Raw genomic sequence first — 23,939 nt, forward strand, 5'->3', positions numbered from 1 at the left:
CTCCATAATAATATTATAGTATATTTTTAGCTAATAAACATTTTGTTTTGTTAATTTCGGTGGGTGGTTAGTCAATAAATTTAAGTAAATAATCCCTGTCCAAGACACGAATTTCCATGCCTTCTATATAAATCGCCTTGTCTTCTGCAAACTTCTTCAATTCTTGATTCAAGCTTGGTCTGTTGACACGTAAAATATCTGCAAGCATCGTCTGAGATGTTGGTAGTTTCAAATAATCTACCTCTTGCAAATGGAGTATCCAATAAGCTAGTCTTTGAGATACTTTTGAATATTGTGTTGCCCTTATGACAAGCTTGTTGAAGCAAGTGTATTCCGCTACAAATTTCAATATGTTTTTGGTGAGGACAATGTCTGTGTCCATGATTTTCTCGAACTCTTTTAGTGGCAAGAAGTACACTTTTGTTTTCTTGATAGCATACACATCGTAAGGAAATTTTCTGGTGTGTCCAAAATACAAGTAAAATGGAAAAGCATCCCCCGCAAAATAATATGAGGACACTATTTCCTTTCCATTTATTGTGTACTCGCACGCCTTCAAACAACCTTGGTCGATAAACATTACATAAGTTAAATCCTCTTCTTTACCAAGAACCTTATCACCAGATTCATAGTTTTTCGAAAAGAAATCCAGTTTAAGCAATTCGTTCTGTGATCTCTCCGATATATTATCGAATAGTTTAAAGTCTAATATTTTCATTTAAAACCCTCTTCTCTTAGTTAAATTCTAACAAAAAAAGTTTTCAATGTAAATCATTTAACGAATGTTTTTATAACCTAAAATACCAGAATTAGATTGGTATCTAACTCTGGTATTTTTATCAAGAGATATGAAATTGTTTTATTAGAATATTCCCAATCCTTTAAGGAATATAATTATTAAAACAAAAGGTAATAAATATGATACATATTTCAAAACCTTAGGCACTTTTATAGAATTTGCACCGTTGTTTACATCTTCTCTGAATACATCAAATTTCCATTTGAATAATGTGTAAAGTATCAACGCAATTGCGCCAAGTGGCATCATGATATTTCCTGATAGGAAGTCTGCAAAATCGAACAAGTTTCTGCCCATTACTGTGACTGTTTTTAGTATGTTATGTCCGAATATTGTTAACAATCCTACAACAAATATAGATGTTAATGCGTAGATTACGCCTTTTTTTCTGTCAATTTTAAGTAATTCAGTAAATGATGAACTTACTGGTTCCAAATATCCTAATGCAGATGATAATGCTGCAAAGAACATCAATAAGAAGAACAATACTCCGAAAAATCTTCCGAATGGTAAATTCATAAATACGTTACTCATTGTTACGAATAATAAGTTTGATCCTGAATCTGGTTGTAATCCTAGTGCAAATACTGCTGGGAATATTGCAAATCCGGCGATAAGTGCTGCTAGTGTATCAAATCCTATAACCATTAATCCGTCTGAAGGTATGTCTGAATCTTTGTTAAGATATGATCCATATACAAATGCACCACCACTTGCGATTCCTACTGAGAAGAAGCATTGTCCTAGTGCTGCTAGTATGGATTCTGCATTGATTTTTGAGAAATCAACGTTCATATACCATTTAACACCTTCCATTGCATTTGGAAGAGTGATTGATCTAACTACAACTGCTATTAGCATTATGAATAATGCTGGCATCATAAATTTACAAGCTTTTTCCAATCCGTCGTTTAAGTTTTTAGCTGAAATGACACCAATTATGATTGTACAAATCAATGTAAATATTAAAAGTGTCATTGGAGAATCCAACATTTTTGCGAAGTTTTCAGTGTACTGTGCTGCTGTAAATCCTGTCATTTCTCCTGTAAGCATCTTTACAAGATAATTTAATATCCAACCCATTATTTGAATGTAATAAGTTAGAATGAAAAACGCACTCAATACTCCAAGCCAACCGAAACTTACCCAAGGGCTGCCTTTTTTAGTTAACTTTCTCATACCTAAAATTGGACTTGCTTGCGCTTTTCTACCAAGTGTAACTTCCATGTAGAATAGAGGTATCCCAATGAACACGCATATTAATAGATAAACTAATACGAATGCTCCCCCTCCATTTGTACCAACTAGATATGGAAATCTCCACACATTTCCCAATCCAATGGAAAATCCTGCTGCTGCCATTATATATCCAAATCTACTATTCCAATTACCTCTATTGTCGCTCATAATTACACCTCCATTAAGACTTAAATATAGTCGGTTTGTCGACTTTTGTTTCTAATGCCTTGATTGCACGTTCAACCAATTCTTCTCTTAAACCATCTTCACGAGATTTCAATTCTGGGTTACCAACTGGGTATGGAATTGCAACTGTAGGTACAATTCTGTTTGCTCCTACTGATTGTGAAATTGTAGTTATAGTAGCCATATGAACTATAGGGATACCATATCTTTCGATTTCTTTTACCATCGTTGCACCGCAACGCGTACAAGTACCTCAGGTACTAGTCATTATAACGCCGTCAACGTTGGCATCTTTCAATTCTTGACCAATTTCCTTACCGAATCTCTTAGCATTAGCTACAGATGTTCCTGTTCCTGTTGTTGTGTAGAAATATTTGAACACATTTCCTATTACACCTTCTTTTTTGAGTCTTGTAAGTTGATCTAAAGGTGCAACTCTGTCTGCTTTTGCATTACAATAAACAGGGTCAAATCCACCGTGGATTGTAACGAATTTACCTTTTAATTCATCCAAATCACTTACATCGTATTTTGCCCATTTTTGAGCTGATGCTGATTGAACTTTGTCAGGGTTTCCTTCAGGAACAACACCACCAGTTGTGATAAGTGCTATTGTAGCCTTGCTCATGTCAGCTATTGGAGCTGCTGGTTCAACTTCGTCAAATTCTGGCATTGGAAGTTCTGTTTCAAATTCTTCATCGTTAAATCTCTTAAGAAGCATTTCAACTGCACGACGTGCACCGATTTTGTCAGAAAATTCTGTCACACGTCTACCTTGTGCAAGGTAATTGTCTTCTTTTGGAGAAAGTTTATTTCCTTCAATAATTTTATTGGTCAAAGTAGCCATTTCTTTTATAGCTTGTCTCATTTTTGCTGCAGAGTCTGCAGTTTCAATAATGTAGCTGTGAAGTCTACACATATCGACAGCTGGGTTTTCAATGTACATTCCAGTTACAAGTGGGATGTTTTTATCTTTTAATAAATTGATAACTCCAGAACAAGCCATACCATATCTACCAGCGTTAAATGCAGGTCCTGCTACGACAATGTCAGGTTTTACTTTTTCAAATACATCTAATATAAATTTGTCTGATTCTTCTTTATGTTCGTTGTAATAGTTGTCACCACAAACGATAGTTCCAACAACTTGACCATCTACCAAAGCCTTATCAAAAGCTTGTGCACAACCGATCGGTTTGTCTTCAAAATGAGGCTTATAATCAGCTTTGTCTTCTCCACCTATTTGTCCAAAAAACTGATTTACATAGTATAATATTTTTTTCATAAAAACCTCCTAATAAAGCTTAACTGTAAGATTGTGGAATCCTATTTCAGATGTAGAACCAGTAACAGCGTTAAGTTCGCATACAATAGTTCCTTTTTCTTCATCCAAACATCCATCCCAACCACCAGCTAAGTTCTTAATGGCTTCTACATTACCAATAATTTTGTCTGGCTTATCCAAATGAACAAGATGAGATACATTACCTGTAGATACTACAGCACATGCTTCCTTCTTGGCATCTGCCAAAGGTTGAGAATCTCCTGCCCATCCAGCACATTCGTCAGTAATAAGTACCGATTTTATTCCGGCTTTTTCCAAACCAGCAGAAATCATTACCAAGTCTGAGTCTGGATTACCGTAACCTTCTTCAGAAATTACAACACCATCTGCAGCTAACATCTTACAAAGCTTAACAGTGTAATCGCAAGTTCTAAATTTACCATCCAAAGTAGTAAGCTCTGGAACCATAATTTCACCGACAAAATTAATAGTCTTGCCATGTTCCTTGTACAATTCCTTGATTACGGAGTTGTTTTGATGTTGATAAGTTGTGATTTTATCGCAAGCAGCTACACAGTTACCACTTACAACAGCACCGTCCAACTCTTCATTAGGATGAAGAAGTGTAGGTAATATCTTTTTAACATCTACACCGTAAATGTACACATCGTGAAGCAAACCTTGTGCAATCATCATTTGTGCATATACGACTCTTGGAAGATCTTTAAGTCTTTCTGCTTCTGTTTTAATATCTTGAATTTCGAAGATTTCTGAATTATCGCACTCTACATTTTCAAGAGCATATCCCAAATATTCAGCAGACTTCAAACCTACAAGTCTAGCACAAGTTTCGTGTTCGTGAGGTTCGATATCTTTTTGAACTTTAATATCTACAACTACATTCAAAGTCTTGGAAAATGGAGTGTAGTCTGCTCCTTCTCCCCACATATCTATAATTCCTTCTTGGAAACCAACCACATCACCAACAGTAACTACCGCAACATTTTTCATAATCTTAGTGATACCGTCTCCAAGTTGTTCGATTTCACCTGTAACACCTGGGAACTTATTCGTTCTACCAACTCTATATCTAGGTTCGATACAGTCTTTAACTGGAATAATCCTAGTTTTTTCGCCAGGTTTCGCCAAGTCAATGCTAATTTCTGTTACAAAATCGACATCCTTTAAAAAATCGATCATTTCATCTTTGTTGATAAAAAGAGTTTTGTTTTCTACCTTAGTAGTATCAGAAAACTTAACATCTTCAATCAGACAATTTTGATATTCTAATTTCATAACCCCAACTCCTTCATTAATTCTCTATACCTTCTTTTAGAAGAACCGCATCGAGAGTACAATAATCTTCACCATTTCTGTAATCTGGCTTTCGAACTCCCATAGTGTTGATATATTTTTCGATAGAATTTTCAATAATTTCAATTGACCTTTCAGAAAAACCTTTTTTCATCACTACACTTCTAACCGGCGAATAAAACATCCTAATCGATGCAGCTAGAGGATGAGTCACCAAAGAATACCCCAAATGTGTGAGATCTCTTACCTTATAAAGCACATCCAAATATTCTCCTTCGATATTAATAGTGTTGTCGTATTCGTTAATTACGTAACTATTATTAGTAACAATTACTATATCATTTTCCATAACCATCCTCCTTGTACTATTATTAAACCATATTTCTTGATAAAAAAAAGTTAGCACACTAACACTAATTAAAGTAATTGTTAGTATGCTAACACAAAATGAAATTCTCACAAGAAAATATTGCAAATTTGTTCAAATTATTGTATCATACAGTATACTCAATTTTTAAGGAGGACTAATGGATATTAATAAAAGATTTGAACACGATAAATTAAAGAAATTTCAGATATTCAACGCAGCTCAGCTAAAATACATTGCGTTTACATCGATGCTGATTGATCATGTTAACAACTCGATTGTAACGCATTTTTTAAATGGAAAAGGAGCATTGTTGTATATCTCGAACTTTCTATCGATATTAGGAAGAATTGCATTTCCAATATTTATATTTTTCATAGTTGAAGGATTTTTCAAGACACACGACAGGGCGAAATATCTTCGAAACTTGTTGGTTTTTGCGGTGATTTCAGAAGTTCCGTTCGATATTTTCACATCGAAGGTATTATTCGATCCGTATTGGAACAACATGATGTTCACGTTGGCATTGTGTCTTGTAACTGTGTGGATAATCGATCATATTAAAGATAAATTTAAGAACAGGATACTTTGGTACGGTGCATCTGTAATAATCGTCGCTGTTTTCGGATTCTTGGCAATGTATTTAAGCTTGGACTACGATTATCACGCGATAATTTTAGCTTACTTGTTCTACATTTTCTACGACAAGCCAGTTATTTCCGCAGGCCTTGGATATTTGTCGATTATCAAAGAAGTGTATTCATTCTTGGGATTCGCCTTTACTGTGACATACAACGGAAAACGTGGAAAACAAAACAAATTGGTAAACTATCTATTCTATCCAGTTCATATATTGATACTTGGACTTGTTAGAATGTATTTTAATTTTTAACCCAGAACTTGCGATTGCAAGTTCTTTTTTTGCCTAAAATCTCTTTTACAAACGCAATAAAAGGTGTATAATTAGTATTTTGGAGGCCAAAATGTTCGTAGCGAATACTTATGAAGAACTTATAAATATGGAAAATATAATATTTGTCGATGTTAGAAGCGAATACGAGTTTCAGAAGGAAACTATCCCCGGAGCTATCAATATTCCGATACTAAATAACGATGAAAGAGTGGAAATCTCAACGATTTATGATGCAGGAGATCACGAGTGTGCGAAGCAATTGGCAGTGCGTTATGCATCTGTAAAACTAGAAGATATCTACGTGAAATTGTCTGATTTGAGTGAAAATCACAACGTGTGCTTGTTTTGTTACAGAGGATCAATGAGAAGTACGGTGCTTTTTAACATAATGAAGTCCATGGGACTTGGTATTTACAGACTAAAAGGCGGATACAAATCGTATCGTAAACATGTTATCGAAAATCTAGAGAAGCTTATAAATTCACACGAATACGTAAATATCAATGGCTACACAGGAGTTGGAAAGACGGAAATTCTGAATATTCTGGAAAGTTCTCATAAAAACGTCCTCAACTTGGAACAACTTGCAAATCACAGAGGCTCCATTCTTGGAAATGCCGGATTGGAAAATCAACCATCGCAAAAAATGTTCGAAAGTTTGCTGTTCGATAAGCTCAAAAGTTTTGACAACTCTCCTGTTTTTGTAGAATGTGAAAGCAGCAAAATAGGAAGCTTGAATATTCCAAAAATTTTGAGACAAAAATACAACAGTTCACATCATCAAGTTATGATAAATTCAAGCCTAGAAAATAGAATTGATAGAATAAAAACAGATTATTTGAAAAATCCTCATGCTTTGGAAGATATAAAAAAAGGAATAAATCATTTATCCAAATACATTGGCAAGAACAACTCATCTATTTTGATTGATAAACTAGAGAACGAAGACTACGATAGTGTAATAGAAAGCTTGATTACGAAATACTACGACATCAATTACGCTGTCAAATCAAAAGATTTTGAGTTGGAAATAAATAACGTCAATAGCGAAAAATGTGCCGAAGAAATAATGAAATTTTATGCAGTTTAATTTCGAATAAATATGTGTTTTAAGTATAAAACAAGCAGATGCCATGTAAGACATCTGCTTGTTTTTATTTTAATTATTATAATATTGATTATCTGTTTTTAAAATTTCTTCAATATTTCCTTTATCTTTCGTAATTATTGCACCTACCAATATTGAACCATCATATAATTCTTTATTTCCTCCCTTTAATCTCAAAAAACAATTTTTAATTTCAGAATGTTTTACTTGTTTAACGGGTTTATTTAAATATTCGATATCTTCTTTTTTTAATTTTAAATTTAGATCTTCAAAAATCTTAATCAATAACTCCTTATTAGGTGTAATAATCCTAATTTGATAAATTCCATTATCTTGCAAATCTTCTGTTATTAATATTGAAGATGATAAATAAATAGAGTTTTTCTCATTGTTATCTGTATTCAATGCGTAATAATTTTTCCTACCGTCTTTGTCGTAGTATTCTGTAACCTGCCCTTTTACTACATCTGCAATATTATGTGCGGTTTTTTCAGAATCTTTAAAATCAATATATTTTCCAAGCTTGTCTAGATTAAGAAAATTAAAAATCGTTGCTGAAATCAATATTAATATTACTATACTTAAAAATATTTTTCTATTTTTTTTCATATTCCATATCCTTTTAATTAAATTATTATTTTCATGCTATTCTTACTAATTCAAATGAACAATATTGCAGATGCCATATAAGACATCTGCTTGTTTTTATTTCTTGTAAGTTATATCGTTTCTCTTTGCAACTCTTTGGATGTTTTTTTGGTGAGTTTGTAATCTTTTAAGTCTTCTATTGTAGACTTTGTCGATTTTTTTGTTAATTAGTTCGACTTTGTCGTCGTTGTCAACTTTTTCATCCAACAATTCTTTGAGTTTTTCTTTTAGATTGGTTTCTCGTGCTATTCTATTTTCCAATATTTTAGCGCTGTTTTCTATGAAGGATTTCTTGATTTCTACATTTTCTATTTTGTCACGAAGAGCAGTTTTTAGTCCCGACAAATCAGCCTCAAGTGTTTGTGATCCTTCCAACGCTTTGAGCTTGACATCTTTTCTGATTTCTTTCAAGTATGATTCCATTTTTTCTTGGTATTCAATTATATACCTAAATCCATAAGCTTGTTTTACTGAAATTACAACATCTACGGAAAATATAGCGATTAGAATGTAAATCACGAAGTTGTAGTTTGAGTTTTTGATTTTTTCAGTGAGTTCAAGTATGTATTTGTTGGAATAATTCATCATGAATATGGACATTACTCCGAAAAACAGTGATGATCTGAGGCATATTAGCCCCTTTACATTCATGAACCTTTCTGTGTAATCCCAGTATCTTACTTTGAATATTTTTTCAATCAAATATCCCGATACGAATTCCAACGCAGTTGCAATTATAAGTCCCGAGAAAAATATTACGATGTAAGAATCGTTAAACCTTGCTATTGCGTGATCAACAAAAAGCGTGATGAACACTGCTCCAAACCCATATATTGGAAGTAGTGGCCCGTACAAGAACCCTCTGTTTGTGAGTTTCTTTTGACAACTACTAACCCAAATCACTTCCCAAATATATCCGAAAACCGCATAAAAGAAGAACAAATATATGAAATTAATTAACTCCATTTTATCTCCTTAAAAACAAAGATAGGCTTGCACCTATCTTTGTGTTTTTGATTTGTTTTTGTATATTACTGTATAAACTAAATGTATAATTATTGCAAATGCAAATGGCATATATATTCTACTAAACGAAAATTCTTTTAAATATTTCACGATTGCCATTATGGAAACTACTGCACTTGCAATCAAATACAATCTCAACTCTTTCAATGATGATATGTCCTCATCTCTTCTATCGTAAATCATTTTAGTTACGACTAATAAGGATGCTACGAAAACTATTAGCATTATTCTTGTAAAGCTCTTGCCTGATAATACGATTTCTACTAAAAATCCCGAGAACAACAAGAATACGACATATGTTATTAGCGTGAACAGTCTATTGTTTTTCACTTTATAATGATTGAGCAGCTGTGATAAGAGCTAGCTTGTACACGTCTTCTTCGTTGCAACCACGAGACAAATCGTTAACTGGTTTTGCCATTCCTTGAAGGATTGGTCCTATTGCTTCGAATTTTCCTAATCTTTGAGCGATTTTGTATCCGATGTTACCTGCTTGTAAATCTGGGAATACGAACACATTTGCATTACCTGCTACGTTTGATCCTGGAGCTTTTTGTTTTCCTACAGATTCAACGATACTTGCGTCAAATTGCAATTCGCCATCAATTGGAAGATCTGGTGCCATTTCTTGAGCGATTTTAGTAGCGTTGGCAACTTTTTCTGCAAATGGATGTTTTGCAGAGCCTTTTGTGGAGAATGAAAGGAATGCAACTTTTGGATCTATATCGTATAGTTTCGCAGTTTCTGCACTTACAACGCCAACTTCTGCCAATTGTTCTTCGGACAATTCGATGTTGATTGCGATGTCAGAGAATACGTATCTTTCACCGTTTGGTCCAATCATAACCATTGCTCCTGATACAAGTTTTGTGCCTGGTTTTGTTTTGATGATTTGAAGTGCAGGTTTTACAGTGTCTCCAGTTGAGTGAACAGCACCTGACACAAGACCGTCTACTTCATCACAATAAAGCATCATTGTTCCGTAGTAGTTCACGTCTTTAAGCATTGTTCTTGCTTGTTCTTCAGTGTTTTTGCCTTTACGTCTTTCAACAAATTTGTCTACTTTTTCATCGAAATCAGAAGCTGTAAGTGGATTGATGATTTTAACCCCTTCGATGTTCAAGTTTTCTTTTTTTGCTAATTCTTTTATTTTGTCTTCGTCACCTAAAATTACAGGAGTTATGATTTTTTCTTCGTTCAATCTCGCTACTGCTTTTAAAATTCTCAATTCTTCTCCTTCAGGAAATACTATCTTTAAGTTTTTGCCTGAAATTTTTGATTTCAATGATTCAAATATATCCATTTTCTTCTCCTTTATTACAATGTTCTATTTTAAAGCTTTCTTCAAAGCTTCATTTTCTTCTTCGCTTAGTTTTTCGCTACATTTAGCGTTTGTTATGATTTTGATGTAGCTTGTAGATTGTTCTCTTCCGAAAATCGATGTGATTATTAGCCCGTTGTCATTGGCATCCAACAAACATAGTGAATACGAGAGTTTGTTAGTCAAATACTCAAACGCATCATAGTTAACAAGGCCGATTTTTTGAAGTGATATTGCTTGTAAAGTTTCCACAGATTCCAATGTTTTGGACAATTCTTCGATTCTTTTTTGATTTGCCACGATATCTGTAGAATTTTGGTTTAAAATATCTTCAATGTCACCATCTTGTGCTCTGAAAAGCGCATCATATCTTCTTTTAACCCTGTTGACTTTCTTGTTGACGATGTTGATTTTGCGGAAATTTATCACGGAAACTAATACCACAAACACCATAAGAATTATCAATATTGTGTTCATAGCACTAGATTGCCCCATTTTTGTCTCCTCTGTTGATTTCTTTCAACGCTTCAATCGCCTTGTCCACTTCTTCTTCAGTGTTGAAATGGCCAAATGAGAACCTAACAGCACCGATGTCTTGTGTGTGAATAGTCTTGTGAGCAAGCGGCGCACAGTGAATTCCAGCTCTCGTTGCGATATCGTATTTGTCATCTAGGATGTATGCCAACTGGCTAGAGCCTATTCCTTCGACATTTACAGGCACAACCGGTCCTTGGTGTTCATCCAAACTTCCGTACATTGTGATTCCTTTTTCATCTTTCAAACCATTTATAAATCTGTTTTTAAGACGATTTTCGTGGTCTCTGATGTTTTTCAAACCTTCTTGTTTGATGAAATCAACTCCTGCAGAAAGCGCATAAATTGCAGGTCCATTGATAGTTCCAGCTTCTAATCTGTCAGGATATTCGTCAGGTTGTTCTAAATCTTGTGAGTGCGATCCAGTTCCACCTTGTTTCAAGCTTTTGACATCAATTCCTTCTTTTATATACAACGCTCCTGTTCCCATAGGTCCAAACAACGATTTGTGTCCAGGAAAACACAACACATCTATCTGCATATTTTTCATATCAAAATCCAAAAACCCAATCGCTTGTGCAGCATCGACGATGTATAAGATGTTGTGAGCGTGCATGATTTCGCCGATTTTGCAGAAATCTACGATAGTTCCTGTCAAGTTACTCATCGCAGTAGTCACGCAAACTCTCGTCTTGTCAGTAATCGCTTCTTCGATTTTGTTGACATCCAAAATCCCACGTTCATCCGCATACACAACAGTCAAATCGATAAATCCATCTTCTTGCATTTTGTGAAGTGGTCGAAGAACTGAGTTGTGTTCCAAAGATGTCGTGATTACGTGGTCTCCTTTTTTTACAAGACCTTTAATCGCAATGTTCAAGCTATCAGTGCAGTTCAATGTGAAAATCAAATTAAGAGGATTCGTTCCTCCGACAAATTCTGCGATGTTCATTCTAGAATTAAAAATCGCCCTATCCATTTTAAGTGACAATTTGTGGCCACTTCTTCCAGGATTTGCGGCAAATTCTCTCGTTGCTTCATCGAGCTTTTCATAAACTATCTCTGGTTTTGGAAAACTCGTCGCAGCATTATCGAAATAAGTCATTATACCTCACCTATTTTCTTGTATGAAACTTCTTCAATTTCTCTCAATAAAACTTCTGATTTGTCTTCTAATGCTGTTATTTCTTCAGAAACTTTTGTGCTATCGCCAAGTTGTTTCATGTTGATCTTAGCGTTCAACATTACAGATTTCATACTAGAATGTAATAAATATGCACTTGCTAAAAGGTCAGTTATTGCATATTTATCGATATATTTTGCAATTTGTTTTACAAGCTCCAATGCTTCCATCATGATTCTAGCAGAAGACATTGGAGATTCTGTAGCGATGATGTATCCATCGGCTATCATTTTCTTTCTGTATGCTTTTTCTTCGTCAGTTTCTTTAGGAAGCTTGTATGCTTGAAGAACAGAGTCAAAACTTTTAGTATCTTCAACCATTTTTCCCTTTAATTCTTCGATAATTTCAGTAAGTCTGTCTACATGAGATCTGATTTCTTGCTGAGTTTTCTCGTCTAATGCTTTGAAAGATTTCTTGTCTTCAGTTAGATAGAAACTCATATTTCCAATACCTACTCCCAAAAGCGCAGTCAACGCACTGATAGAACCCCCACCTGGAAGTTCCTTTGAGTTTACATTTTTAATAAATTCTTCTAAAGTTTGATCCATAAACATCATAGCTCTAATATCTCCATAATCCTTTCTAAATCTTCATTAGATAGATATTCTATCTCTATACTTCCGCCTTTTCTTCTTGGCTTAATTCTAACCTTTGTAGAGAATTTCTCCAAAAACCTGTTTTGCAAATCCAACAAAAACGGGTCTGTTTCTTTGGACACTTTTTCAATTTCTCTGACATTTGTCTTCTTGGATAATAGCTTGTCCAACAACGCTTTTCTCTTTTTCATATCATCAATAGCAAGCAAACTTCTTGCTTGTGATGATGTGATATCACCTTTTTTCAGATGGTCAAGTGACAACTCATCCAAGTTAAGTAGTCTCAATGTATTTGCTATATATGACCTTGATTTGGACAATTTATCTGCCAATTCTTTTTGGGTTAAGTTGTAGTTTTCCATCAAGTTTTTATAAGCTACGGCCTCTTCAACAGCATTCAAATCTTCACGTTGAATGTTTTCGATAAGTGACACTTCTGCCACTTCACTATCTTCCATTTCCTTTATAATTGCAGGAATTTCAGATAATCCAGCTTCTAAACTCGCTAGAAATCTTCTTTCTCCAGCGATTATCTCGTACTTTTCGTCCTTTTTTCTAACGATAATCGGAGATATAACGCCGTATTCTTTGATAGAATTTGCTAGCTCACGTATCTTGTCTTTTTCAAAATGTGTTCTTGGTTGATCTTCTCTTCTAATTATTTTCGATAATTCGATTTTAACGATCGAATCAGAACTTGTCGTTTCTATAATATTTTGTGGTATTAAAGCGTCTAAGCCTCTTCCTAATCCCTTTTTCCTAACCATTATAAAAATTCCTCCGCTAGTCTCTTGTAAGCAATAGATCCTTTGGAATTTTTGTCGTAAGATAACGCACTCATTCCATAGCTTGGAGCTTCTGCTAACCTTATATTACGCGGTATCATAGTCGTAAACACCTTGTCTTTGAAGTATTTCTTGACCTCTTCCACCACTTCCAAACTAAGATTATTTCTACCATCAAACATACTCATAACGATACCTTCTATTTCTAAGTTTTCGTTAAGTGAACTTCTCACCAAATTAATAGTATTCATCAACTGGCTCACACCTTCAAGCGCGTAAAACTCACATTGAATAGGTATAAGGACGGAATTTGCCGCCACCAACGCATTTATAGACAATGTCCCCAAAGATGGAGGACAATCTATAAAGCAAAAATCATAACCACTTACATTAGAAAGTATCTTAGATAACACTTTTTCCTTGTCATTAGTGTTTATAAGCTCCACCTCAACACCTGACAAATCAGACGTTGCTGGGATTATATCCACGTTTTTTTCTTCAGTTTTGATGATGAAATCCTCATCAAAATCTTCGTGAACCATCAAATCGTATACGCTTTTTTGAAGCTCAAACTTGTTGATTCCAAAGCCTGAAGTAGTGTTACCTTGCGGATCCAAATCCACTACAAGCACTTTTTTCCCTTTCAAACCAAGAGCTGCTGACAAATTAACGACGGTAGTAGTTTTGCCCACTCCACCTTTTTGATTAAATACACATATTGTTTTCAAATTTACAGCTCCTTTCATATTTATTATAGCACAAATAAAGTTGTATTTTGTTTTAAAATGTTTCACGTGAAACATTTTCTAAAATCATTAGTCTCAACTCTGCTAGTGCTCGGTTTGAAACTCTATTTCTGATTTTATTGCGTTCTCCATGAAGCTGTAATTTTAGCGTTTTTATCGTATTTTTGTAGCCCAATCCAACGTATACAAGCCCAGCATTTTCTCCTGACGCGAAACCTGTCGTAGATATTGAACAGTCAACATTAAATTTTTCAAACATCCTCTCAACCATCTCAAACGCAACATTCTCACTAACAACACCGTATGTGTCAATAGTTTCAGCCTTAACGCCAAGCAATTCAATTTTCGCTTCATTAGAATACACCACCAATGACCTTTTTAAATAATCGCTAACTCCAGACACATTCACAAGTTTGGATGCGATCATACCACCTGTAATGGATTCTGATGTCATAATCGACAAATCATGTTCTTTCAACACCTTGTAGACTGATTCTTCAATTGTTTCGTCATTTTCTCCAAAAACATACATACCAAGTCTATCTCGAAGTTCTTGTTTCTTTTTAGCAATCATATCAAGGGCAGTTTGTCTGTCAGATGCTTTTGCAGTTATTCGAAGTATTCTCTTGTCCTTCTTAAAATATGGAGCAACCGTAGGATTATTTGACGATTCAATGATATCCTTGACCCTTTCGTTCATGTCCCATTCTCCAAGTATGGATATATTCAAAGTTTCAGAAATAATACAGTCCGTCGCAAATTGTTCCAATACTTGTTGCACTTGATTTTCGTAAATAGGCTTCATCTCAGCTGGTGGTCCCGGTAAGAACAGAATTCTCTTGCCGTTATTCTCAATCAATGCACAATCAGCAGTCCCATTAAAGTTTTCGAAAACAATCGCATCTTCTGGAAACATACATTGTTTGATATTGCCTTGGATTGCCTTTTCGTCTTCGTTAAAATACTTCCTCAATTTCGCATAACTTTTTTCGTTAAGAACCATTTTCTTGCCAAGACAATCACAGCAACATTTTTTCGTGATATCATCTTCCGTCGGTCCCAAACCACCTGTCGTTATAATCAAATCATTTTGTTGTAATCCTTCTTCAATCTCCTTGTAAAGTCTGTCGTAATTATCTCCAACCACAACCCTCTTGTACACATCAAACCCCAACTCCCTCATTTTGATAGAAAGATAGTTAGAATTAGTGTCCAAAGTGTCACCTAGCAATAATTCCGTCCCTACGGCTATTATTTGAACTTTCATATCTCCTCCATAGTTTATTACCTATTTTTAATTTTACCTGCCGTAAAACGCCTCTCAGAGCGTCGTTTTTTTCTCTCTTACAAATAAATTATATCACTAATAAAATTTTGTTTGTAATGTTTCACGTGAAACATTTGTGGATGAAAAATAAAAAAATATTCTTCCATCTCCCATAGCAATCAAAATCCCACGAGAAAAATTTTTTTCTTTTCTAATCTAGCGAAACAAAAAAGTAGAATACATTTTCGCTAAGAATATCATACGAAGAAAATAAGCATAAATCCAAGTGAAATAAGCCGTCAAAAATCGCACTGTCTGAGCGAGAGCGAGTTTGCGATTTTAGGCTTATGAGCTTAGGATTTATTTATTTTCGTAGTCTAGATATTCGTGCAAAAATGTTCTTCTACTTTTAGCAATTACTATAATATTGTCCCTCTTAATTATCAATTCGGTTTTCTGCTTATTATTGTGAAATATTTCTTCCCTCTCTAGTAGCAATCAAAATCGCACGAACAATTCTATTTCTTATCTTTTCAAGCAAAATCCACGCAAACAAAAAAGCAGATTACCGCGATTGACAGAAAATATCATCTGGAGAAAACAACTACAAATTCAAGCGAAGTGAATCGTTAAGAAATCGCACTGTCTGAGCGATAGCGAGTTTGCGATTTTAGATTCACAAGCTTAGAATTTGTTTGTTTTCGTAAGCTAGATATTTGAGTCAATTCGGTTTTCTGCTTATTATTGTGAAATATTTTATTTGCAAATTTCCTGGTTTATAGTGGGTTTTTCTTTGGTTTGCCGCCACCACGAGGGTATTTCTTCGGAGTTTCTTTGATTTTCTTGATTACAACCAAGCTTCTATCCTCGTCATCTATTTTGTAATCAATAGTTTGTTCTATCTTGCCGCCGAGGATTTTGATTGCATTCTCTCCTACGTCTGTTTCGTCGGATTTTCCTTTCATTGCTATCATGTATCCTCCGACTTTCACAAATGGTAAACAGAACTCAGCCAACGTGTCAAGCTTTGACACTGCGCGTGATATACAATAATCGTATTGTTCTCTGTATTCAGCAGTTCTCGTGCATTCCTCTGCTCTTTCGTGGACTGCTTTTATATCTGTTAGATGTAGTTCATCTATAACATCCTTTAAGAAATCTACCCTCTTTCTTAAACTGTCTAACAATGTGAACTTCAAATCATTTCGCGCTATTTTTATTGGAATAGCTGGAAATCCTGCCCCAGTTCCCACGTCAATTATAGTTTTGTTTTCCTCAAAATCGAACAAATTCAACACATACAAGGAATCCACAAAATGTTTCACGTGAAACATTTCTTCTTCAGTGATTGCTGTCAAGTTCATTACCTTGTTCTTTTCCAACACCAAATCCATGTATTTCAACAGCAAATCTATTTGATTGTCATCCAATTGTATATCGTAATCGTTCAATGTTTCTTTTAGTGACATTATTTCTTCCTCGTTTCCATATAAATCAATAAAACGTTGATGTCAGAAGGACTTACACCGCTAATTCTGCTCGCTTGACCCAACGATTCTGGTTTGATGTCGTTGAGTTTTTGTACGGCTTCATTGGAAAGGCCCATAACTTCCTTGTAATCTTCAATCATATCCAGTTTTCTGTTTTCAAGCTTTTTAAATTGCTTGATTTGGCTCATTTGTTTAGCAATGTAGCCCTCGTATTTGATGTGAGTTTCCACTTGTAGTCTCAAATACCTTGGTAATTCCGTTCTTTCAGCATCAAATTCTTCTGTTTTATCGTAAGTTAATTCTGGTCTTTTGATTAAATCCAACAAAGTTATGCCTGTTTTAAGTTCAGATGACCCAAGATTTCTAAGTTTTTCGTTGGTTTCTTCTGTTGGAGTCACCATTATTGACTTTAATCTCTCTATTTCCTCGTCAATCGTCTTCTTCTTGTGAAGCATTTTCTCGTATCTTTCATCCGTCGCAAGCCCGATCTCGTGCGCTCTTTCAGTAAGTCTCAAATCAGCGTTGTCTTGCCTCAAAGTCAAACGATACTCGCATCTGCTTGTCATCATTCTATATGGTTCGTTAGTTCCTTTGGTTACCAAATCATCTATCAATACGCCAATGTATGCGTCTGATCTATCCAATACGAATGGCTCTTTGCCGAGCAAATTCATAGCAGCATTAATACCTGCGATAATTCCTTGACCTGCAGCTTCTTCATATCCACTGGATCCGTTGATTTGTCCTGCAAAGAACAAATTATTGATTTCCAAATGTTCCAAAGTCCTCTTTAATATAGTAGGGTCAATACAATCATATTCAATTCCGTACGCACTTCTCATAAATCGCACGTTTTCGAAACCAATTATTGTCTTGTACATTTCTTTTTGCACTTCTTCTGGAAGAGTAGATGACACACCTTGAATGTACATTTCCTTCGTGCTCAAACCTTCAGGTTCCACGAATACCTGATGCTCGTCTCTGTCTGGAAATCTCACGATTTTGTCTTCAATCGAAGGACAATAACGTGGACCCACACCCTTCACAATACCTGCATACATCGGAGATCTCTCCAAATTATCTTCAATAATTTGTTTTGTTTTAAGTGTAGTGTACGTCAAATAGCAATGCTCTTGCTTCTTTGAAATATCCTTTCCGTCATTCAAAAATGAAAAAGGAATAACATCGTCATCACCAGGTTGCACGGTCATCACTTCGTAGTTCAAACTGTCCCTGTGAACTCTCGCAGGAGTTCCAGTCTTAAATCTTCTAAGTTCAATTCCCAGATTTTTTAAAGAATATGACAATTTCTTAGATGATTTCATACCGTGAGGACCTGATTCATAAGTGTATTCCCCCATCATCACAAGGCCCTTAAGATATGTCCCAGTCGCAAGAATCACAGCTCTTGTAGGGAAAATCGCCCCTTGTGCAGTTGTAATCGACTTTATTTTATTGTCTTCAACCTCAATATCCACGACTTCCGCTTCAATCAAATCCAAGTTTTCTGTGTTTTCCAACACGCTTTTCATCTCATCGTGATATTTTCTCTTGTCCGCTTGTACTCTCAATGAGTGAACCGCAGGACCTTTGGAAGTGTTCAACATTCGAGATTGAATGTAAGTCTTGTCGATAACAAGACCCATCTCGCCACCTAATGCGTCAACTTCCTTAACCAAGTGACCCTTTCCAGTGCCACCAATGTTAGGATTACATGGCAAATCAGCCACCGAATCCAAACTAATACTCATAATCGCAGTCTTTAATCCCAACCTCGCCGTAGCCAAGGCAGCCTCGCAACCAGCGTGACCTGCACCTACAACCACAACATCATAGGGATTTTCATAATATAATCTATCCATTTTATTTACCTATACAAAAATCGCTAAAAATCTTATTCAATACATCGTCATCAACCGTTTCTCCAGTGATTTCGCCCAAGATTTCCCAAGCATTTCTCAAATCAACCTCGAAACAATCGATAGGAACGCCAGCTTCCATATCGTGTAGAGAACTCTCCAAAGATTTAATAGCTTTGTTAATAATATCTCTATGTCTAATGTTAGTTATAATATTGTCGTTATTAGCTTCAATATATCCATCATTAAACATCTCTATAATCTTGTTTTCTAAATCCTCGATACCCTCGTTGTTTTTGATTGAAGTGTGAATAACCTCGATTCCTTCCAAGTTCTCATCGACATCAAATTCACCATCCAAATCAATCTTGTTCAACAAAACAATCGACTTTTTATCTCGAATAAGATCCAAAATCTTCCTGTCCTCATCGTCAAACTCTCTCGAAGAATCAAAAATCGCAATAATCAAATCCGAATCAGAAATAAAAGACACAGATTTTTCGACACCGATTTTCTCCACGATATCCTCAGTATCTCTAATACCTGCAGTATCGTTAATCTTAAGGCTTATCCCGTCCAAATCGATGTATTCCTCGATGACATCACGAGTAGTTCCTGGAATATCCGTAACAATAGCCCTGTTTTCCTTCAACAAAGCATTCAACAAAGAAGATTTGCCTACATTTGGCTTGCCAATTATCGTAGTATTGATACCATCTCTGATAATTCGGCCTCTGTTTGCACTCTCAGAAAGCTTTTTAAGTTTATCCAAAACTTCCTTTCCCTCGTTCAAAACAGGAGTGTTGTCCAATTCGTCCTGCATATCTTCAGTAAAATTAATCGAATACTCCACATGAGATAGCATATCCAACAGCTTGTCTCTCAACTGTTTGATATTTCTGTTAACACTACCCTCCAACTGCTTCATACTCACAGAGTACGCCTTGTCAGTCTTCGCCTTAATCATATCGATAATCGCCTCAGCTTGAGACAAATCAATCCTACCATTCAAGAAAGCCCTCTTAGTGAACTCACCTGCCTCAGCAAGCCTTGCACCGTTGTTTAACAGAACTTCCAACACCTTTCTCACAGCTACAACACCACCGTGAGTGTAAATCTCCACGACATCCTCACGAGTGTATGTGTGAGGAGCCTTCATATAACAAACCAAGACCTCATCGACGATTTCATTATCGTCAACAATGTGGCCATAAGTCATTTTTCTATTTATAAAATCAGCCTTATCATTAGCTCTCTTGAACACAGAATCAAGCACATCCGCACAACCTTCTCCAGTCATTCGAACAATGCCAATTCCCGCTTCACCAGTAGCAGAGCTAATAGCTGCAATACAATCGTCCATATTTAGTCTATCCTTTCATTCTTTATAGCAATATTATATTATATCATACAAAATGATTACAAATAAAATAAGAGCCTAATTTCAACAAATTAAACATCTCACAAAAAAAGACCACATACCTAAGATATGTAGTCTTGTAATTTATTTTCTTTTAATAATAACTCTTCTATTAGGCTCATTGCCTTGAGAGAATGTATTCACGTTTTCGTCGTTTTGAAGATAAGTGTGAATGATTCTTCTTTCGTATGGATTCATAGGTTCAAGCTTGATATCTCTTCCTGTTTGAATAGCCTTGTCTGCTAATCTTCTGGCTAATTTTTGAAGAGATCTTTCTCTTTTTGATCTGTATTGGTTGCAATCCAAAATAACTCTTATATAAGTGTCTGCATTTCTATTAGTAACCAAGTTTACGATATATTGAAGAGAATCTAATGTTTCTCCCCTTTTTCCTATGATAATTCCGATATCAGATTCTTGTGAACATAAAATGTTGAACTTAATCATATTTCCTTCAGTTCTAGATTCGATATCGCAATCAATTCCCATATCTTCTATCATTTGTTTCAAGAAATTCTTGCTAGTGATGAAAAGTTCGTCGTTTCTATCAATAGTAACATCAGATTCTTCAGATTCAGCTTCTTGTTCAGAAGTTTCAGATTCTGCAACATCTTCAGTTTCTACTGTTTCTACTGTTTCTACTGTTTCTACTGTTTCTTCTGTTTCTACGATTTCATCATTATCATCTTCTGTAGATTTAGTTTCTTCAACTTCTTCTACAACTTTCTTGTCTTCTACAACTTTTCTATCTTCTTTTTGTTCTGTTTCAACTGAGTTAGAGTCAGAGTTTAGGATATTCTTCACGAAATCGTCCGTTCCCTTTTCTTTAACATCGTCTTTTAATGACACCCTAACGACAGCGTCCTTTGCTCCAAACAAGCCCAAAAAACCTTGTTTAGGTTCATCTATAACTTCGATGTTAACTTCGTTTCGATTAGCTTGAAGCTTATCCAAAGCTTTATTGACACATTCTTCAACAGTCTTCGCACTAATTACTGTGCTTCTCATCTAACTTCCTCCGCAACATCTTTCTTGTCTTTATTTTTAATTATTAACCTTATTAAAACTTCTATAACGTTTGAAAATCCCCAATAAAGGATCAAACCTGAAGCGTATTTGCTTGAAATGAAGAACATAAATATCGGCATGAAATAAATCATTGACTTGTTCATCATTTCCATTTGATCAGGTTCATTTGACTTCTTATCCTTACTCTTAGCAGGCATACTAATCTTTGCTACTAAAAATTGAGTGAAAGCATTTATTAAAGGCAATCCAAACAATACTGGATCTGGTTTAGTCAAATCAGGTATCCAGAAGAAATTACGAGCGATCTCATTAATCTTAGACACATTATCAAACATGTACTTGCCTGGTTCTCTCATTACTCTAAATAATGCCAAAACCAAAACCATTTGTAAGATAATTGGCAAACAACCACTTAAAGGATTGAAATTATATTTCTTGTATAATTCTTGCATCTTTAATTGTTGAGTTTGTGGGTCGTTCTTGTACTTTCTTTGAATTTCCTTCATTTCCGGTTGCATCAAAGCATTTTGTTCTTGAGTTTTTTGCGTATGAATAGTTACCGGAAGAGTTATAAGCTTATAAATAAGTGTTAATAAAAGAATTGATATCGCAAAATACGATATGCTTTTAGGTTCACCCATCACATGTGAGATGTTTTCATATATGAACCTAAGAATAGTTCCAAATACATTTGCAATTATTTGCAATTCTACAACTCCTTTTTATTTTAGTGGGTCATATCCGCCTTTTGAAAATGGATTACATCGTAAAATTCGCCAAATAGTAAGCCCTAACGCCTTGAAAAACGGCTTTTTCTTGAAAGCCTCCAATGCATATTGAGAACAAGTCGGATAGTATTTGCACTTTCCCTGTCCCAAATACGGCGATATAGCTTTTTGATAAAATTTGATTAAAAATATCATCACTTTTGACATTTTTTATTCGATGCCTTTCTACAAACGTGCAATAATGCAGATTCTAGCTGTTTGTAAGTTAAGTCTTCAGTGTTTTTCTTCGGGATAATAACCATATCCAAGCCCTTGTCAAACTCAGAGAAATTAAGCCTTACAATCTCTCTCAGTTTCCTCTTGATTCTGTTTCTTTCGACGGCATTGCCGTATTTTTTAGTAACAGAGAATCCGATTCGAGTTCCTTTTTTTGAATTGTACACTACCAAAGAGAAGTTTCTATTATAATAAGTCTTTCCCCTCTTGTAGACAACATTGTATTCCCTGTTATCTCTTAACCTTACACTTTTATCCATAATTAATTAAAGGCCACAATGAATGTGACCTAAGCTGATAATACTTTTCTACCTTTTCTTCTTCTAGCCTTTAAAACAGCTCTTCCACCTCTAGTAGCCATTCTATTTCTAAATCCGTGGTCTTTTTTTCTTTTTCTGTTATTTGGTTGATAAGTTCTTTTCATCAATCGCACCTCCTAGTATAAAATATAAGGACTTTTGCCTATAAAAACACTACTCCAATTATACTTATCAGTTTGGCTCTTGTCAAGCTTTTTTGTTGACAAATACCAATTATTTGAGAAAAAAATTTTAATTAACTCATATCAAAAATATTTGATGTATTATCCCAAAAATGATATAATTAATATATCAAAAATATTTGATATGAGGCGATAAAATGAATAGCAAACAAATAGCAGACACATTCAAAGCATTGAGCGATGAAAAAAGAATAGATATTTTGCAATTGTTACAAGATGGTGAACAATGCGCATGTGTACTTTTAGAAAAATTGAACTTAACACAATCAGGATTGTCTTATCACATGAAGATACTCACAAATTCACAAATAATACAATCCAGACAAGTTGGGAAATGGACGTATTATAAAATATCAGAAAAACAATGTAGTAACCTAATAACATTATTAAAAGACATCACAAGATTAAACGATAATAATAAAGAAAGGACAATAAATGAGTAAACAATTCACAGATGAAGAAATAAGACAACAAGTAACAAATTTCTACGACAACATAGCTTCAGGAAAGACAAGCACCAAAGTAAAATCAATAGATTTGTACAAATCTTTAGGCTACGATCCCAATTTACTACAAAAAATCCCAGAAGAAGTATCATCGGGACTATCTTGTGGAAATCCACTTGATAACCTAGTGCTAAAAGACACCGACACACTACTGGATTTGGGCTGTGGAATGGGATTAGATGTCTTCATGGCAAGAATAACTTATCCAAATTCCAACACGATTTATGGAATGGATAGGCTAGAGTCCATGATACAAAAAGCTAGTAAAGTACGCGATAAAAAAGGATTCAAAAATATTGAATTTGTCCAAGGAGAACTCATCGACATGCCATTTGAAGATAACTCCATAGACAAGATAATAAGTAACTGTGTAATAAATCTTGAACCAAACAAACAAAAAGTTTATCAAGAAATCCACCGAATTCTCAAACCTAACGGAATGTTCATCATCAGTGACATCACATTAAAAAAACAACTAAACGATGATATCTTATCATTAGACAACATTTATGGATCCTGAGTTGGTGGAGCTCTTCTGGAAGAAGATGTAACAGAAATCATTAAACAAGCAGGATTTACAAATTTCTTTGCGAAAAGTGAGGAAGTCACAGACCAATACGCAGAAAAATGGGGATATGGACTTAAAATAAAAGAATTCATTCAAGAAACAATGTTCATAGGAAATAAATAGATAACTAACACCAACATTTGAAAATAAAAATGTTGGTGTTTTTTTAACTCAAAAACAAAAAACACACAAATTTGTGGATAACTTTTATCCACAATTCATAAAAAATTTAAAATATTAAACT

Annotated in this window: 27 protein-coding genes; 4 read left to right on the forward strand and 23 right to left on the reverse strand. The window is 34.8% G+C overall.

Translation table 11 applies throughout. The annotated features are described in order from the left end of the window. Positions 1–67: 67 nt before the first annotated feature. From FMG_RS08395 to FMG_RS08420, 5 genes are all read right to left on the reverse strand, one after another. A complete protein-coding gene (locus FMG_RS08395; protein WP_002838665.1) occupies positions 68–718 on the reverse strand; it encodes a Crp/Fnr family transcriptional regulator in 651 nt (216 codons plus the stop codon). A gap of 144 nt (positions 719–862) precedes the next feature. Next, positions 863–2,206 carry a sodium-dependent transporter gene (locus FMG_RS08400; protein WP_002840106.1) on the reverse strand — a complete coding sequence of 448 codons (1,344 nt, stop codon included), beginning with the start codon at positions 2,204–2,206 and terminating at the stop codon, positions 863–865. A gap of 13 nt (positions 2,207–2,219) precedes the next feature. Beyond that, a complete protein-coding gene (locus FMG_RS08410; RefSeq protein ID WP_080503398.1) occupies positions 2,220–3,509 on the reverse strand; it encodes a glycine/betaine/sarcosine/D-proline family reductase selenoprotein B in 1,290 nt (429 codons plus the stop codon). 9 nt (positions 3,510–3,518) lie between these two features. Further along, positions 3,519–4,805: a glycine/sarcosine/betaine reductase component B subunit gene (locus FMG_RS08415; protein WP_012291229.1), complete on the reverse strand. Its 1,287-nt coding sequence runs from the start codon at positions 4,803–4,805 to the stop codon at positions 3,519–3,521. A gap of 16 nt (positions 4,806–4,821) precedes the next feature. Beyond that, positions 4,822–5,172 (reverse strand): GrdX family protein, encoded by a 351-nt coding sequence (locus FMG_RS08420; protein WP_041250636.1) that lies wholly within the window; start codon positions 5,170–5,172, stop codon positions 4,822–4,824. Positions 5,173–5,350: 178 nt separating this feature from the next. Here FMG_RS08420 and FMG_RS08425 point away from each other — a divergent pair, with 178 nt between their 5' ends. After that, positions 5,351–6,082, forward strand: coding sequence for a TraX family protein (locus FMG_RS08425; protein ID WP_002838672.1), 732 nt, complete (start codon positions 5,351–5,353; stop codon positions 6,080–6,082). A gap of 91 nt (positions 6,083–6,173) precedes the next feature. Next, positions 6,174–7,193 carry a tRNA 2-selenouridine(34) synthase MnmH gene (gene mnmH / locus FMG_RS08430; RefSeq protein WP_012291231.1) on the forward strand — a complete coding sequence of 340 codons (1,020 nt, stop codon included), beginning with the start codon at positions 6,174–6,176 and terminating at the stop codon, positions 7,191–7,193. A gap of 69 nt (positions 7,194–7,262) precedes the next feature. On the opposite strand, the gene FMG_RS08435 is transcribed toward mnmH, so the two are convergent. The 18 genes from FMG_RS08435 to rpmH all read right to left on the reverse strand — a co-directional run bounded on the left by FMG_RS08435 (position 7,263) and on the right by rpmH (position 22,543). Beyond that, on the reverse strand, positions 7,263–7,820 hold the full coding sequence (locus tag FMG_RS08435) for a hypothetical protein (protein ID WP_012291232.1): 558 nt from the start codon (positions 7,818–7,820) through the stop codon (positions 7,263–7,265). A 96-nt stretch (positions 7,821–7,916) separates the two neighbouring features. Continuing rightward, positions 7,917–8,825 carry a putative ABC transporter permease gene (locus FMG_RS08440; RefSeq protein WP_012291233.1) on the reverse strand — a complete coding sequence of 303 codons (909 nt, stop codon included), beginning with the start codon at positions 8,823–8,825 and terminating at the stop codon, positions 7,917–7,919. 33 nt (positions 8,826–8,858) lie between these two features. Then, positions 8,859–9,215: a hypothetical protein gene (locus FMG_RS08445; RefSeq protein ID WP_012291234.1), complete on the reverse strand. Its 357-nt coding sequence runs from the start codon at positions 9,213–9,215 to the stop codon at positions 8,859–8,861. A 1-nt stretch (position 9,216) separates the two neighbouring features. Next, on the reverse strand, positions 9,217–10,188 hold the full coding sequence (gene pta, locus FMG_RS08450) for a phosphate acetyltransferase (protein WP_012291235.1): 972 nt from the start codon (positions 10,186–10,188) through the stop codon (positions 9,217–9,219). A 24-nt stretch (positions 10,189–10,212) separates the two neighbouring features. Next, positions 10,213–10,701, reverse strand: a complete 489-nt coding sequence (locus FMG_RS08455) for a DUF4446 family protein (protein WP_002838700.1) — start codon at positions 10,699–10,701, stop codon at positions 10,213–10,215. Next, on the reverse strand, positions 10,688–11,845 hold the full coding sequence (locus tag FMG_RS08460) for an aminotransferase class V-fold PLP-dependent enzyme (protein ID WP_012291236.1): 1,158 nt from the start codon (positions 11,843–11,845) through the stop codon (positions 10,688–10,690). Before FMG_RS08460 ends, FMG_RS08455 begins: the two co-directional genes overlap by 14 nt. Continuing rightward, entirely contained in the window at positions 11,845–12,480 is a 636-nt protein-coding gene (locus tag FMG_RS08465) for a cyclodeaminase/cyclohydrolase family protein (protein WP_012291237.1), read from the reverse strand. The genes FMG_RS08460 and FMG_RS08465 overlap by 1 nt, the downstream gene beginning before the upstream one ends. Next, positions 12,477–13,286: a ParB/RepB/Spo0J family partition protein gene (locus FMG_RS08470; protein WP_002838698.1), complete on the reverse strand. Its 810-nt coding sequence runs from the start codon at positions 13,284–13,286 to the stop codon at positions 12,477–12,479. The genes FMG_RS08465 and FMG_RS08470 overlap by 4 nt, the downstream gene beginning before the upstream one ends. Further along, positions 13,286–14,032 carry a ParA family protein gene (locus FMG_RS08475; RefSeq protein WP_041250675.1) on the reverse strand — a complete coding sequence of 249 codons (747 nt, stop codon included), beginning with the start codon at positions 14,030–14,032 and terminating at the stop codon, positions 13,286–13,288. Before FMG_RS08475 ends, FMG_RS08470 begins: the two co-directional genes overlap by 1 nt. A gap of 52 nt (positions 14,033–14,084) precedes the next feature. After that, positions 14,085–15,317, reverse strand: coding sequence for a competence/damage-inducible protein A (locus FMG_RS08480; protein ID WP_012291239.1), 1,233 nt, complete (start codon positions 15,315–15,317; stop codon positions 14,085–14,087). A 776-nt stretch (positions 15,318–16,093) separates the two neighbouring features. Then, positions 16,094–16,786 carry a 16S rRNA (guanine(527)-N(7))-methyltransferase RsmG gene (rsmG, locus tag FMG_RS08485; protein WP_002838685.1) on the reverse strand — a complete coding sequence of 231 codons (693 nt, stop codon included), beginning with the start codon at positions 16,784–16,786 and terminating at the stop codon, positions 16,094–16,096. After that, on the reverse strand, positions 16,786–18,669 hold the full coding sequence (gene mnmG, locus FMG_RS08490) for a tRNA uridine-5-carboxymethylaminomethyl(34) synthesis enzyme MnmG (protein ID WP_012291240.1): 1,884 nt from the start codon (positions 18,667–18,669) through the stop codon (positions 16,786–16,788). The genes rsmG and mnmG overlap by 1 nt, the downstream gene beginning before the upstream one ends. A 1-nt stretch (position 18,670) precedes the next feature. Continuing rightward, complete coding sequence (mnmE, locus tag FMG_RS08495) at positions 18,671–20,029, reverse strand: tRNA uridine-5-carboxymethylaminomethyl(34) synthesis GTPase MnmE (protein ID WP_012291241.1); 1,359 nt, start codon at positions 20,027–20,029, stop codon at positions 18,671–18,673. 141 nt (positions 20,030–20,170) lie between these two features. After that, positions 20,171–21,094 carry an RNA-binding cell elongation regulator Jag/EloR gene (gene jag, locus FMG_RS08500; RefSeq protein WP_012291242.1) on the reverse strand — a complete coding sequence of 308 codons (924 nt, stop codon included), beginning with the start codon at positions 21,092–21,094 and terminating at the stop codon, positions 20,171–20,173. Continuing rightward, positions 21,091–21,822 (reverse strand): YidC/Oxa1 family membrane protein insertase, encoded by a 732-nt coding sequence (locus FMG_RS08505; protein WP_002837585.1) that lies wholly within the window; start codon positions 21,820–21,822, stop codon positions 21,091–21,093. Before FMG_RS08505 ends, jag begins: the two co-directional genes overlap by 4 nt. A 15-nt stretch (positions 21,823–21,837) precedes the next feature. After that, a complete protein-coding gene (yidD, locus tag FMG_RS09635) occupies positions 21,838–22,050 on the reverse strand; it encodes a membrane protein insertion efficiency factor YidD (RefSeq protein ID WP_002839864.1) in 213 nt (70 codons plus the stop codon). Then, a complete protein-coding gene (gene rnpA / locus FMG_RS08510) occupies positions 22,038–22,379 on the reverse strand; it encodes a ribonuclease P protein component (RefSeq protein WP_002837620.1) in 342 nt (113 codons plus the stop codon). Before rnpA ends, yidD begins: the two co-directional genes overlap by 13 nt. Positions 22,380–22,408: 29 nt before the next feature. Beyond that, entirely contained in the window at positions 22,409–22,543 is a 135-nt protein-coding gene (gene rpmH, locus FMG_RS08515; protein WP_002835948.1) for a 50S ribosomal protein L34, read from the reverse strand. A 215-nt stretch (positions 22,544–22,758) separates the two neighbouring features. On the opposite strand from rpmH, the gene FMG_RS08520 reads away from it, so the two are divergent. Next, on the forward strand, positions 22,759–23,064 hold the full coding sequence (locus tag FMG_RS08520) for an ArsR/SmtB family transcription factor (RefSeq protein ID WP_012291244.1): 306 nt from the start codon (positions 22,759–22,761) through the stop codon (positions 23,062–23,064). Further along, positions 23,057–23,647, forward strand: a complete 591-nt coding sequence (locus tag FMG_RS08525) for a methyltransferase domain-containing protein (protein ID WP_002840777.1) — start codon at positions 23,057–23,059, stop codon at positions 23,645–23,647. Before FMG_RS08520 ends, FMG_RS08525 begins: the two co-directional genes overlap by 8 nt. The last annotated feature ends 292 nt before the right edge of the window (positions 23,648–23,939 follow it).

It is taken from the genome of Finegoldia magna ATCC 29328, assembly GCF_000010185.1.
Classification (GTDB): Bacteria; Bacillota; Clostridia; order Tissierellales; family Peptoniphilaceae; genus Finegoldia; species Finegoldia magna_H.

Bases quoted from the DNA above. Each gene is read 5' to 3' on its own strand.
- FMG_RS08395 (WP_002838665.1), bottom strand. From the start codon at position 718: ATGAAAATATTAGACTTTAAACTATTCGATAATATATCGGAGAGATCA.
- FMG_RS08400 (WP_002840106.1), bottom strand. From the start codon at position 2,206: ATGAGCGACAATAGAGGTAATTGGAATAGTAGATTTGGATATATAATG.
- FMG_RS08415 (WP_012291229.1), bottom strand. From the start codon at position 4,805: ATGAAATTAGAATATCAAAATTGTCTGATTGAAGATGTTAAGTTTTCT.
- FMG_RS08420 (WP_041250636.1), bottom strand. From the start codon at position 5,172: ATGGAAAATGATATAGTAATTGTTACTAATAATAGTTACGTAATTAAC.
- FMG_RS08425 (WP_002838672.1), top strand. From the start codon at position 5,351: ATGGATATTAATAAAAGATTTGAACACGATAAATTAAAGAAATTTCAG.
- mnmH (WP_012291231.1), top strand. From the start codon at position 6,174: ATGTTCGTAGCGAATACTTATGAAGAACTTATAAATATGGAAAATATA.
- FMG_RS08435 (WP_012291232.1), bottom strand. From the start codon at position 7,820: ATGAAAAAAAATAGAAAAATATTTTTAAGTATAGTAATATTAATATTG.
- FMG_RS08440 (WP_012291233.1), bottom strand. From the start codon at position 8,825: ATGGAGTTAATTAATTTCATATATTTGTTCTTCTTTTATGCGGTTTTC.
- pta (WP_012291235.1), bottom strand. From the start codon at position 10,188: ATGGATATATTTGAATCATTGAAATCAAAAATTTCAGGCAAAAACTTA.
- FMG_RS08455 (WP_002838700.1), bottom strand. From the start codon at position 10,701: ATGGGGCAATCTAGTGCTATGAACACAATATTGATAATTCTTATGGTG.
- FMG_RS08460 (WP_012291236.1), bottom strand. From the start codon at position 11,845: ATGACTTATTTCGATAATGCTGCGACGAGTTTTCCAAAACCAGAGATA.
- FMG_RS08465 (WP_012291237.1), bottom strand. From the start codon at position 12,480: ATGATGTTTATGGATCAAACTTTAGAAGAATTTATTAAAAATGTAAAC.
- FMG_RS08470 (WP_002838698.1), bottom strand. From the start codon at position 13,286: ATGGTTAGGAAAAAGGGATTAGGAAGAGGCTTAGACGCTTTAATACCA.
- FMG_RS08480 (WP_012291239.1), bottom strand. From the start codon at position 15,317: ATGAAAGTTCAAATAATAGCCGTAGGGACGGAATTATTGCTAGGTGAC.
- rsmG (WP_002838685.1), bottom strand. From the start codon at position 16,786: ATGTCACTAAAAGAAACATTGAACGATTACGATATACAATTGGATGAC.
- mnmG (WP_012291240.1), bottom strand. From the start codon at position 18,669: ATGGATAGATTATATTATGAAAATCCCTATGATGTTGTGGTTGTAGGT.
- mnmE (WP_012291241.1), bottom strand. From the start codon at position 20,029: ATGGACGATTGTATTGCAGCTATTAGCTCTGCTACTGGTGAAGCGGGA.
- jag (WP_012291242.1), bottom strand. From the start codon at position 21,094: ATGAGAAGCACAGTAATTAGTGCGAAGACTGTTGAAGAATGTGTCAAT.
- yidD (WP_002839864.1), bottom strand. From the start codon at position 22,050: ATGTCAAAAGTGATGATATTTTTAATCAAATTTTATCAAAAAGCTATA.
- rnpA (WP_002837620.1), bottom strand. From the start codon at position 22,379: ATGGATAAAAGTGTAAGGTTAAGAGATAACAGGGAATACAATGTTGTC.
- rpmH (WP_002835948.1), bottom strand. From the start codon at position 22,543: ATGAAAAGAACTTATCAACCAAATAACAGAAAAAGAAAAAAAGACCAC.
- FMG_RS08520 (WP_012291244.1), top strand. From the start codon at position 22,759: ATGAATAGCAAACAAATAGCAGACACATTCAAAGCATTGAGCGATGAA.
- FMG_RS08525 (WP_002840777.1), top strand. From the start codon at position 23,057: ATGAGTAAACAATTCACAGATGAAGAAATAAGACAACAAGTAACAAAT.